4 protein-coding genes are annotated in these 12,131 nt (G+C 70.5%); all 4 read right to left on the reverse strand.

Annotation, left to right across the window (positions count from 1 at the left end; translation table 11 throughout):
* Positions 1-20 precede the first annotated feature (20 nt).
* The 4 genes from treZ to treS all read right to left on the reverse strand — a co-directional run bounded on the left by treZ (position 21) and on the right by treS (position 10,644).
* A complete protein-coding gene (treZ, locus tag H566_RS22915) occupies positions 21-2,084 on the reverse strand; it encodes a malto-oligosyltrehalose trehalohydrolase (protein WP_084544752.1) in 2,064 nt (687 codons plus the stop codon).
* Positions 2,081-4,675 (reverse strand): glycogen debranching protein GlgX, encoded by a 2,595-nt coding sequence (gene glgX, locus H566_RS30545; protein ID WP_084544753.1) that lies wholly within the window; start codon positions 4,673-4,675, stop codon positions 2,081-2,083. Before glgX ends, treZ begins: the two co-directional genes overlap by 4 nt.
* Positions 4,676-4,781: 106 nt before the next feature.
* The gene (gene glgB, locus H566_RS22925) at positions 4,782-6,935 is read right to left on the reverse strand and encodes a 1,4-alpha-glucan branching protein GlgB (RefSeq protein ID WP_051378037.1); all 2,154 of its coding nucleotides are present in this window, start codon (positions 6,933-6,935) and stop codon (positions 4,782-4,784) included.
* A 4-nt stretch (positions 6,936-6,939) separates the two neighbouring features.
* The gene (gene treS, locus H566_RS0104710; protein WP_084544754.1) at positions 6,940-10,644 is read right to left on the reverse strand and encodes a maltose alpha-D-glucosyltransferase; all 3,705 of its coding nucleotides are present in this window, start codon (positions 10,642-10,644) and stop codon (positions 6,940-6,942) included.
* Positions 10,645-12,131 lie beyond the last annotated feature (1,487 nt).

The raw sequence follows: 12,131 nt of genomic DNA on the forward strand, positions 1-12,131 counted from the left end.
GCCTGCGTGCGCGCTCGGCGTCACGGCGCCGCCGGGGCGGTGCCGTCGTCGGCGGCGCGGGCGGCCAATGCGCCGCCGGCGCCGCCCTGACCGGTCGCGTCGGCATTGACGGGATCGGTCGCGGCGGCTTCGGCCAGGTCCGCCTCGGCGCCGAGCGTCACGCGGGCGGCGGTCGCGTCGCCGTCGAGCCAGACCAGCGTCGTATGACCGGGCAGGCCGTCGAAGGCGAGATCGGCCGAGGCCTCGGCACGCGCACCACCCCGCCACAGCAGCCCTCCGGCCGGGATGGCGACCGCGAGCGGTTCGGCACCGAGGTTGCAGGCAATCGTCAGCAGCCTGCCATCGCCCAGTCGCCAGCGCGCGACGGTTGCATCCGGAGACAGCACCTCGGCGCCGGCGCTGCGCGCGCCGGGAATGCGCGGCGCGATCTCGGCCGCGCGCAGGGCCAGCAGCTCGCGGTAGAAGGCGCGCCAGTCGTCGGCATCGTCGGGCGCTTCGGGCACCGAGGCCTCGAAGGTGGATTTCGCGTTCGGGTCCGGAATGCGCTCGCGCCGCGCCGGGTCGGCAAACGCGGCGAACCTGGCGAACTCACGCCGCCGCCCTTCGCGCACCGCCGTGGCCAGCTCGGGCGCGGCAAAGCTCGTGAAGAACAGGAAGGGCGTGCGCGTGCCCATCTCCTCGCCCATGAACACCAGCGGGATGAAGGGCGCGAGCAGTTGCAGCCCGATCGCGGCGCGCAGCGCGGCCGGCTCGCACAGCGTGACGAGGCGGTCGCCGAAGGCGCGGTTGCCGATCTGGTCGTGGTTCTGGAGCGCGAACACGAAGGCCGTCGTGGGCAGATGGCCGCCCGGCGTGCCGCGCGGCGCGCCGCCCGCGTGGGCGCTCGGCTCGCCCTGGTAGATGAAGCCCTCGGCCAGCCCGCGCGCCAGATGCTCGGCGGGGCGATCGGCGAAGTCTTCGTAGTAGCCCTCGCGCTCGCCGGTGAGGATGCAGTGGATGGCGTGATGCAGGTCGTCGCACCACTGGGCGTCGAAGTCGCGTTCGAGCGGGGCGGCCTCGTTGCGCTCGTTCTCGATCACGAGATGCACCTGGCGGCCGGGCGTGGCCACTTCCACCGCCTCGCGCGCGGCGGCGGCCATCTCGTCGAGCCAGTCGGCTTCGGGGATGGCGTGCACCGCGTCGAAGCGGATGCCGTCGACGCGGTACTCGACCAGCCATTGCAGCACGCAGGCGCTGAAGAAGCCGCGCACCTCGGGCCGGCGGAAGTCGATCGCGCCGCCCCAGGGCGTCTGCAGGTCGTCGCGGAAGAAGTCGGGCGCGTAGGCGCCGAGATAGTTGCCGTCCGGCCCGAAGTGGTTGCAGACGACGTCGAGCATGACCATGAGGCCGAGGCCGTGGGCCGCGTCGATCAGCGCCTTGAGGTCGGCCGGGCTGCCGTAGGCGGCGTCGGGCGCGAACGGGAGCACGCCGTCATAGCCCCAGTTCCAGGGGCCGGCGAAGTCGGCCACCGGCATCAGCTCGATGCAGGTGAAGCCGAGCGCCGCCAGTTCGGGCAGGCGGTCGGCCACGCCGGCAAAGCCGCCGCACAGGCCGGCATGCACTTCGTAGATGACGGCCTCGTGCCACGGCCGGCCGGGCCAGTCGGGATGGCGCCAGTCGAAGTCGGGCGCGACGACGAGGCTCGCGTCGTGCACGTCGCCGGCCTGGGCGCGCGAGGCCGGATCGGGCACGAGCAGGCCGGGCTGAAGCCCGTCGCCGAGGCGGAAGCGATAGCGCATGCCGGCGCCGCCCGTCACCGTCACCGAGAACACGCCGCGCTCGTCGCGCGTCATCGGCTCGGGCGGGCGGCCGTCGATGCACAGGTCCACGCGCGTGCAGGCCGGCGCCCAGAGGCGGAAGCCGGTCGCGCCGCCGTCGGTGCGCGCGCCCCAGGCCGGCTCGACGGCGCGCTCGATCTCGGCGATGACGCGGGCCTCGGCGGGCGTGGGCGGCTCGGGAGCCGGCGACGCGGCGTCGGCGGGCGACGGGGCGGGGCCGGGCGGCGGATCGCCGGCGCCGGGCGCCGGAGGGCGGTGCGGAGTCATCGGATCACCTCGGGGACGAGCGTGGCGACCAGCAGCGCGGAGGCGTGCCGGGCGAGTTCGTAGGCGCGGCCGCCGGTCGCGGCCACCACGGGATCGACGGGCGCGAGCCGCGCCGCCGGCCGCGACGGATGGGCGCTGTCGAGCGCGATCTCCCAGTCCACGTCGGGCGCGGGCAGGCGGAAGGCGAGCGGCTCGGGCGAGCTGTTGAGCAGCAGCAGCGTGAGGTCGATGCGCCCGTCGGGCAGCGCGACCGCGCGCCGCAGCCCGAGCGCCCTGCCCTCGGGGTTGTTCCAGTCGTCCACGCTCAGGCCGCCGCCGCGCTCGTCGAACCAGGCGATGTCCGGCAGGCCGGGCGCGAGCTGGGTGCGCGCATGCAGGAACTGGCGCGCGCGCAGCGACGGATGCGCTTGGCGCAGCTCGATCAGCCGCGCCACATAGCGCGTGAGCGCACGGCCCGCGGGCGTCTGCGCGAGCGACCAGTCCACCCAGGAAATCTCGTTGTCCTGGCAGTAGGCGTTGTTGTTGCCTCGCTGGCTGCGGCCGAACTCGTCGCCCGCGAGCAGCATCGGCGTGCCGAGGGCGCAGAACACGGTCATGAGCATCGCGCGCTTGATGGCCTCGCGCCGGCGCGCGATGACGTCGAAGGCCTCGCGCCGCACGTCCCAGATGTCGTCGTCCTGGCCGGCGGCGGGCGCAGGGCGCTCGGGCAGCACGGGCATCGGCCGGTCGAAAGCCTCGGGCGCGCGGTTGATGGCGGCAAGCGAGGGGCGCAGCACCGTCACCGCGCCGAGCGGCAGGTCGGTGGCGGACGCGCGGGAGGCCGGCACGGGCGTGGCGGCCAGCGCCGACACGTTGGCGAGCAGCGCGCCGGGAATACCGCCCATCACCCGCGCGAAACCCGTGAGCGCCAGTGCCGGCGCGCTCGCGCCGCGCCCCGTGCCGGCGGGATCGGCCAGCCTCGGCCCCGGCATGCCGGCCGCATCGGCCGCCACACCGGCTTCACCGGCATGCGTGCCGTCAGGCGGCTCGCCCGCCACCGCCACGTCGCGCGCGCCGAAGCGGCGCAGGTACTCGTGCTCGGGCTCGCCGCTGCCGAGCGAGATCGCCACGCCCTCGAAGCCCCAGTTGGCCGAGCAGTTGTCGCCGTGGCCGTCGCGGTTGTCCTCGCCGTTGGCCTCGTTGTGCTTGTGGGCGTGGCTCACGAGGTCGTGCAGCGTGAAGCCGTCGTGCGAGGCGATGTAGTTGATGCTGGCCCAGGGCCGGCGCAGGCGGCGGTCCAGCAGGTCGCCCGAGCCGGCGAGGCGCGCGGCAAGCTCGGGCCGCTGGCTGCCGTCGCCGCGCCAGTAGCGCCGCAGGCTGTCGCGGAAGCGGTCGTTCCATTCGGCAAAGCCCGGCGGCAGGTTGCCGAGCTGATAGCCGCCCGGCCCCACATCCCAGGGCTCGGCAATCATCTTGATGCCGGCCAGTACCGGGTCCTGGCGGATCGCGTCGAAGAAGCCGGCGCCGGGGTCGTAGCCGTGGGCTTCGCGGCCGAGCGTCGTGCACAGGTCGAAGCGGAAGCCGTCCACATGAAAGCTCTCGACCCAGTAGCGCAGCGAGTCGAGCACCATCTGGAGCACGCGCGGATGTGCGAGGTTGAAGGCGTTGCCGCAGCCGGTGTCGTTCTCGTAGTAGCGGCGGTCGGGCGCGAGGCGGTAGTAGCTCGCGTTGTCGAGGCCGCGCCAGCTCAGCGTCGGCCCCAGTTCGCTGCCCTCGCAGCTGTGGTTGAACACCACGTCGAGGATCACCTCGATGCCCGCCGCGTGCAGCCGCCGGATCGCAATGCGCAGTTCGTCGGGCGAGGTGTCGCTGAGGTAGCGCGGCTCGGGCGCGAAGAAGCCGAGCGTGTTGTAGCCCCAGTAGTTCTTCAGCCCTTTCTCGACCAGGAAGCGGTCGTGCACGAAGGCATGCACCGGCATCAGCTCGACGGCGGTGATGCCGAGCCGGCGCAGGTGGTCGATGACGCGCGGATCGCCGAGCGCCGCGAAGCTGCCGCGCTCGTCGGCGCGAATCTCGTCGCGCAGCATCGTGAAGCCGCGCGGATGCAGCTCGTAGATGACGGTGTCGCTCCACGGCGTCTCGGGCCGACGATCGTTGCCCCAGTGGAAGCTGTCGTCGGTCACGACGGCCTTGGGCATGGCGGGCGCGCTGTCGCGACGGTCCATGCTGAGGTCGCCGCGCGGCGAGTTGACGCGATAGGCGAACAGCACGTCCGACCAGCGCAGCGTGCCCGCGAGCCGGCGCGCATAGGGGTCGAGCAGCAGCTTGCTCGGGTTGAAGCGCTGGCCGTTGGCCGGGTCGTAGGCGCCCCAGGCGCGATAGCCGTACACGAGGCCGGGCCGGGCGTCGGGCAGATAGCCGTGCCAGACCTCGTCGGTGCATTCGGGCAGCGTGCGCGTGGCGATCTGGCGCCGGCCCGACGGATCGAACAGGCAGAGATCGATGCGCTCGGCATTCGCCGAGAACACCGCGAAGTTGATGCCCAGCCCGTCCGAATGCGCGCCGAGCGGCCAGGGCTTGCCCGGCAGCAGGCGGTCGGGGATCAGCAGCATCCGGCATGGCCTCCCGTCGCGCGCGAGGCGCGTGTGCGATCCGCCGGGCCGTCGTGCGGCGCGGCGCGCGATGCGGTGGCCGCGCCGCGCGCGAGCCGACCGCCCCTCATTCCGGCGCCCTCAGCACCAGCCCGCCGAGCGGCGGCAGCGTGAGCACGAGCGATTGCGCTTCGCCGTGCGAGGGCCGGTCCTCCGCCGGCACCGCCCCGCCGTTGCCGAGGTTGCCGCCACCGTAGCAGGCGGCGTCGCTGTTGAGTACCTCGGTCCATTCCCCAGGCAGCGGCACGCCGATGCGGTAGCCATGGCGCGGCAGCGGCGTGAAGTTGAGCACCACCAGCACCACCCGCCCCTGCGTGCCGACCGGCTTGCGCAGGAAGGCGAACACCGAGTTCTCGCGGTCGTCGGCGATCACCCACTGGAAGCCGCGCGGATCGGCGTCGCCGGTGTGCAGCGCGGGTTCGTCCACGTACAGCCGGTTGAGGTCGCGCAGCAGTTGCTGGGCGCCGCGATGCAGCGGGTTTTCGAGCAGCCACCAGTCGAGTTCGCCGTCGTGGTTCCACTCGCGCCACTGGGCGATCTCGCCGCCCATGAACAGCAGCTTCTTGCCCGGATGCGTCCACATGAAGGTGTACGCGGCACGCAGGTTTGCGAGCTTCTGCCAGTCGTCCGCGCCCGGCATGCGGCCGACGATCGAACGCTTGCCGTGCACCACCTCGTCATGCGAGAGCGGCAGCATGAAATGCTCGCTGAAGGCATACACGAGGCCGAAGGTGAGCTTGTTGCCATGCCAGCCGCGCCACAGCGGGTCTTCGCCGAAGTAGCTCAGGCTGTCGTGCATCCAGCCCATGTTCCACTTGAAGTCGAAGCCCAGGCCGCCGGCCGCCGTCGATTGCGTGACGCCCGGCCAGGCGGTCGATTCCTCGGCGATGGTGATGGCGCCCGACGCCAGCGCATGTACGGCGTCGTTCATCTCGCGCAGGAAGGCGATGGCCTCGAGGTTCTCGCGGCCGCCATGCACATTGGGCAGCCATTCGCCGGGGGCGCGGCTGTAGTCGCGGTAGAGCATCGAGGCGACGGCATCGACGCGCAGGCCGTCGATGTGGAAATGCTCCAGCCAGTGCAGCGCGCTGGCGATCAGGAAGCCGCGCACCTCGTGCCGGCCGAAGTTGTAGATGAGCGTGTTCCAGTCCTTGTGGAAGCCTTCGCGCGGGTCTTCATGCTCGTAGAGCGCGGTGCCGTCGAAGCGCGCGAGGCCGTGGGCATCGCTCGGAAAGTGCGCCGGCACCCAGTCCACGATCACGCCCAGCCCGGCGCGGTGGCAGGCATCGACGAAGGCCGCGAAATCCTCCGGCGCGCCGTAGCGCGCCGTGGGCGCGAACAGCCCGAGCGGCTGATAGCCCCAGCTCCCGCCGAACGGGTGCTCCATCACCGGCAGCAGCTCGATGTGGGTGAACTCCAGCCCGCGCACATAGGGCACGAGTTCAGTAGCGAGCCGGCGCCAGTCGGGCGACTCGCCGTCGGGCCGGCGCCAGGAGCCGGGATGCAGCTCGTACACGCTGATGGGCGCGTCGTGGCGCTGGTGGGCGGCGCGATGGGCCATCCAGTCGTCGTCGGTCCAGGTGAAATCAGCCTGCTCGGGAACGATGCTGGCCGTGCCCGGCGCCGGCTCGAAGCGCTGGGCGACCGGGTCGGCCTTGAGCGGCAGCAGGTTGCCGTGGATGTCCTCCAGCTCGTACTTGTAGAGCGCGCCGGCCTCGACGCCGGCGATGAAGGTTTCCCAGATGCCGCCGCTGCGCGTGGTCATCACGTTGGCGCGGCCGTCCCACTGGTTGAAGCCGCCGACCACGCTCACGCGGCGCGCATTCGGCGCCCAGACCGCGAAGCGCGTGCCGATGCTGCCGTTGGGCGCGGTGACGACATGCGCGCCGAGCGCGTCGGCAAGGCGGCGGTGGCGGCCTTCGTTGATGAGGTAGAGGTCGAGGTCGCCGAGGCGGGTGAGGTCGGGCACGACGGCGGCGGACCGCGACGCGCCGTCGCCCGGGCGAGGCGTGTCGCCGTCGGGCGGCTGGGATTCGCGGTGGCTGACGGGCGTGTCGCCCGCGTCCACGGCGATGTCGTCGGCGGCCGAGTGCGCGGTGCGCTGGGCGCCGCCGCTCTGCTGGGCGGCGATGCGGGCGGTGTCGTCGTCGATGGGCCGGGCGGTGGCGTCGGGCGCGTCGGAGCCGTCGGCGCGCTTGCGCGTCGGGGTGGCGGTCGTCATCGGGTCACTCCCTGGTGAGACGCGCGAGCACGTCGTCGGCGATCGCCGCGAAGCCCCGCAGCGGAATGGCGAGCCAGTCGGGCCGGTTCGCGGCCTCGTAGCAGATTTCGTAGCCGGCCTTTTCCAGCAGGAAGAGGTCGAGCAGCGCAATGTCGGCCGCCGGGTCGCGCGGCGGGATGGCGCGGGCGGCGGTACCGGCCCTGACGCGCGACTGGGGCGACTGCGGCGCGTCGGCAACCGGCGCGGCAGCCTCGGCGGCCGAGGCGTCGATGCCCTCCTCCACCGCCTCGCCGGCATCTGCCGCATCGCTGGCGCGGGCGGCTTCCTCCGCCGCGCGCGCCGCCTCGGCCTGCGCATGCATCGCCTGCCGCAGCGAATGCCGGTAGGCCGCGACGAACGCGCTCTGCGACGCGGGCAGGAAGCCGTCGAGGATGCGCTGCTTGCGCTCGCAGGCGCTGGCGCTCATGTCGCCGGGGCCGCCGCGCGCGGCCATGCGCGCCACGTAGTCGAAGCTGCGCAGCAGGCCCGCCACATCGCGCCACGGACTGAGCTTGGCGCGGCGCTCGGCCAGCGGCTTGAGCGGCTCGCCCTCGAAGTCGATGAAATAGGCATCGTCCTGGGACACGAGGATCTGCCCCAGATGCAGATCGCCATGGATGCGCGTGCGCAGCGTGCCGACGCCCGCCGCCGCCAGCTTCGGCAGCGCCGCGAGCACCGCCTTGCGTCGCGCCAGCAGCGCGCGCGCCACCTCGGTCTCGGGCAGCTCGCCGTCGCAGGCGCCGATGCCTGTGCCGGCCGCAGGCAGCGTGCCGCCCGAGCGCGCGCCCTCGGCCACGCCGCCGTACACCGCATCGAGCGCGTTGAAGGCGGCTTCGATCTGCACCTTTGCCGCCTCGGCCCAGGCCTTGGTGTCGGCCGCCGTCGCCACCTCGGGCGCGAAGGCCGCGTCGTCGCAGGGCATCGCGAGCACCGCATGCAGCTCGCCCAGCCGCTGGCCGAGCCGCGCCGCCGAGCGCGCGAAGCCGTCGGGCTGGCCGCTCTCCTCGCGCGCCAGCCGCGCGGCCGGGTCGTCGTCGAGGCCGCCGTCGGCCGGCGTCATCGCCACCTGCTGCATCACCGTGTCGAGCCGCGCTAGCGTCCATTGCCAGGCGTCGCCCTGGTTGTGCATGAAGCCCTGCACCACGATCAGCGTGCAGGGCGTGCCGTCGGCGGCAAAGCGCGTCACCTCGCCCAGCATCGGCGCGATGTTGCGAAAGCCGCGCTCGGTCAGCACCCGGCCCATCTCGGCCTCGGGATGCACGCCGCAGCCCACGCGGCGGATGAGCTTGACCATCGCCACATCGCCCACGACGAGCGAGCTGTTGGACTGCTCGGCCGCCAGATGCCGCACCTCGGCGCTGCGGTCGAGCGCGAGGCTGTCGATCATCGACGTGGGGATGAAGCGGATCTGTCCGTCGGCCGTGTCGATGGCGCGGCGCGCGCGCAAGCCCTCCATCACCGCATGACCGAAGAAGGGCAGCGTGAAGCCGTCGGTGAGCGTGCCCACCTGGCGCCCGCGCCGGATGCGCGCGAGCGCGAGCTGCATCGGCAGCGGCGAGCCGGTGTCGACCGCCTCCTCGGGCACGGCGCCGAGCGGCAGCGTGTAGCGAGCGAGCGTCTTGGCGGTCTTCACCTCCAGCTCGGCCAGCACCAGCGGCTGCTTCGGCTCGCCGATGGACGCGAGCGACACGATGCTCACCTTGTCGATCTTCTCGTCCTTGGCCGCGAACCAGCGCCGCTTTGCCAGCCAGCCCGGCAGCGCGTCGGCCTCCAGCGGCTTGCGCACCGCCGCGTCGGCCAGTTCGGTGATGGACTTGCGCACCACCACCGTCACGAGGTCGGGCAGCGGCTCGGGCGCGGGCACATGCCAGTTGGGCATGCGCGCCTTGTCGGCCAGCACGAACCAGTAGAAGCCGTAGGGCGGCAGCGTGAGCAGATAAGGAAGCTGCCCGATCGGCGGGAAGGCCGAGCCGCCGATCATTTCCACCATCACGCGGCCCTGGTACTCGCTCAGGTCGAGTTCGACCGCCTGCGACGCGCGCGACACATTGGCCACGCACAGCAGCGTCTCGTCCTCGAAGCGGCGCACATAGGCGAGCACCTTGCGGTTGGTGGGGTAGAGCATCTTCAGCTCGCCCCGGCTGAAGGCGCGATGCTGCTTGCGCACGCCGAGCATGCGGCGCATCCAGTTGAGCGGCGAATGCGGATCGGCATGCTGGGCCTCGACGTTCACGGCCTGGAAGCCCCAGATCGGATCCATGATCGGCGGGCTCACGAGCCGGGCCGGATCGGCGCGCGAGAAGCCGCCGTTGCGATCGGGCGACCATTGCATCGGCGTGCGCACGCCGTCGCGGTCGCCCAGGTGAATGTTGTCGCCCATGCCGATCTCGTCGCCGTAGTACAGCACCGGCGTGCCCGGCATCGACAGCAGCAGGCTGTTCATCAGCTCGATGCGGCGGCGGTCGCGCTGCATCAGCGGCGCCAGGCGCCGGCGGATACCGAGATTGATGCGCGCGCGCTGGTCGGCCGCGTAGGTCTCCCACAGGTAGTCGCGCTCGCGGTCGGTCACCATCTCCAGCGTCAGCTCGTCGTGGTTGCGCAGGAAGATGGCCCACTGGCAGTTGGCCGGAATTTCGGGCGTCTGGCGAAGGATGTCGGTGATCGGGAAGCGGTCTTCCTGCGCGATCGCCATGTACATGCGCGGCATGAGCGGGAAGTGGAAGGCCATGTGGCATTCGTCGCCCACGGTGGCGCCGCTGGCCTCGTCGCGCCGGCCGCCGAAGTACTGCTGGGTGTCCTCCGGCCACTGGTTGGCCTCGGCCAGCAGCATGCGGCCCGGATAGCTGCGGTCCACCTCGGCGCGCAGCGCCTTGAGGATGGCGTGGGTCTCGGGCAGGTTCTCGTTGTTGGTGCCCTCGCGCTCGACGAGATAGGGCACGGCGTCGAGCCGCAGGCCGTCAACCCCGGCCGCGAACCAGAAGCGCATCACGCCCAGCACCGCCTCGACCACGCGCGGGTTGTCGAAGTTGAGGTCGGGCTGGTGGCTGTAGAAGCGGTGCCAGAAATACGCCTTCGCGACCGGGTCCCAGGTCCAGTTGGACGCCTCGGTGTCGCAGAAGATCACGCGCGTGCCCGAGTAGGCCTGGTCGTTGTCGCTCCAGACGTAGAAGTTGCGCGCCGCGCTGCCCGCCTTGGCCGCCCGCGCGCGCTGGAACCACGGGTGCTGGTCGCTCGTGTGGTTGATGACCAGCTCGGTGATGACGCGCAGGCCGCGCGCATGCGCCTCGTGGATGAAGCGGCGCACGTCGGCGAGCTTGCCGTAGTCGGGATGGACGTCGCGGTACTCGCTGATGTCGTAGCCGTCATCGCGGCGCGGCGACGGATAGAAGGGCAGCAGCCAGATGGCGGTGACGCCGAGCGAGGCGATGTAGTCGAGCCGCGCGATCAGCCCCGCGAAGTCGCCGACGCCGTCGTTGTTGGCGTCGAAGAAGGACTTGACGTGGAGCTGGTAGATGACCGCGTCCTTGTACCAGAGCGGGTCGGCGGCGGTGGCGGCGCCGGGCACGACGGTGGCGTCGGAAGCTGCGATGGCCGGGGCGCGGGTGGCGGGCGGGTCGGACTGGCGCAGCGCGGCGGCAGGCGGCGGGCGGTGGTCGTGCAGGCGGTCCATGCAGCGTCCCTCGGATGTTGGCGGCGAGGGGGTATTGGGCTGCGGACAGTGGTTGGCGGGATAGCGCTGGGGGGCGCGTGGGGGTGTGGGAGTGGGCTGACAGCGCGGGTTTCGCGGGATTCACCGGAGGAATGAAGTCGCCCCGGAGGGCGAATTGGGTGGATACCGCGAATGAAAGGCCAAAGATGTTGGCAAGGCTTCAATGGAGTCACGCCGTCTGGAGTGAATTCAGCCGGCATCATGCTGACGCTGGGCGGCACCACGTTCACGCTTCAACGAAGTCACTCCATTTGGAGTGACTTCAGCCCATTGTCTTTCGGTAATCCGTCAATCCACCACGTGCTTCAACGAAGTCACTCCATTCGGAGTGAATTCAGCTGTCTGCCGAGCAGGCCCGCGATTACCTCGCCCTGCGGCTTCAGCGAAGTCACTCCATTCGGAGTGAATTCAGCGCCGCGCTCGCGACTGCCGCCGTTCTCGTTTACAAGCTTCAACGAATTCACTCCATTCGGAGTGAATTCAGCTGTGTGCCTTTTCGAGGTCGCCCAGCACCTTGGTCCGGCTTCAACGAAGTCACTCCATTCGGAGTGAATTCAGCCCCGGCGAGGCGCGATTGCAGCCCGGCGAGACGCACGCTTGAACGAAGTCACTCCATTTGGAGTGAATTCAGCCGCGCCGGCTCAAGCACTGGGACAACGTGCGCAAGGCTTCAACGAAGTCACTCCATTCGGAGTGACTTCAGCTGCGGCAATCACGTCTGTGCCACCGACCCCATCGCAGCTTCAACGAAGTCACTCCATTCGGAGTGAATTCAGCGCATGCGGGCGTACCTGAGCGTCGATCGACGCGAGCTTCAACGAAGTCACTCCATTTGGAGTGAATTCAGCCCCGATCGCGTTCCTAGCTTTCCTGCCTGGGCTGGTGCTTCAACGAAGTCACTCCATTTGGAGTGAATTCAGCACGAGGTGCTCACGCGGCAGGACCGCAATCACCAGCTTCAACGAAGTCACTCCATTTGGAGTGACTTCAGCGCCGCGCCAGACCCACAGCACCCGGCCGATGATTGTGCTTCAACGAATTCACTCCATTTGGAGTGAATTCAGCAAATCGACGACCTCGTGCTGCTGCTCGAAACCCTGCTTCAACGAAGTCACTCCATTCAGAGTGAATTCAGCTCGTGGGCGTGGTGAAGCAGACCAACGCATGGACGCTTCAACGAAGTCACTCCATTCAGAGTGAATTCAGCCTCGCGCAACTGGGGCACCTCGTCGCGCATGCTGTTGCTTCAACGAATTCACTCCATTCGGAGTGAATTCAGCGAGCGATGCGCGCGCGTGTGGGCATCGCTGCCGGGCTTCAACGAAGTCACTCCATTCGGAGTGAATTCAGCCGCTCGACCTGCTACGCGTCCACCACCAGCGCATTGCTTCAACGAAGTCACTCCATTCGGAGTGAATTCAGCGTTGGCCGAGTCGCGCGTGACGCAC

Source organism: Derxia gummosa DSM 723, from assembly GCF_000482785.1.
Lineage (GTDB): Bacteria > Pseudomonadota > Gammaproteobacteria > Burkholderiales > Burkholderiaceae_E > Derxia > Derxia gummosa.

What these genes read in the sequence shown, in the direction of transcription:
- treZ (WP_084544752.1), bottom strand. Translation starts at nt 2,084, where the DNA reads ATGACTCCGCACCGCCCTCCGGCGCCCGGCGCCGGCGATCCGCCGCCC.
- glgX (WP_084544753.1), bottom strand. Translation starts at nt 4,675, where the DNA reads ATGCTGCTGATCCCCGACCGCCTGCTGCCGGGCAAGCCCTGGCCGCTC.
- glgB (WP_051378037.1), bottom strand. Translation starts at nt 6,935, where the DNA reads ATGACGACCGCCACCCCGACGCGCAAGCGCGCCGACGGCTCCGACGCG.
- treS (WP_084544754.1), bottom strand. Translation starts at nt 10,644, where the DNA reads ATGGACCGCCTGCACGACCACCGCCCGCCGCCTGCCGCCGCGCTGCGC.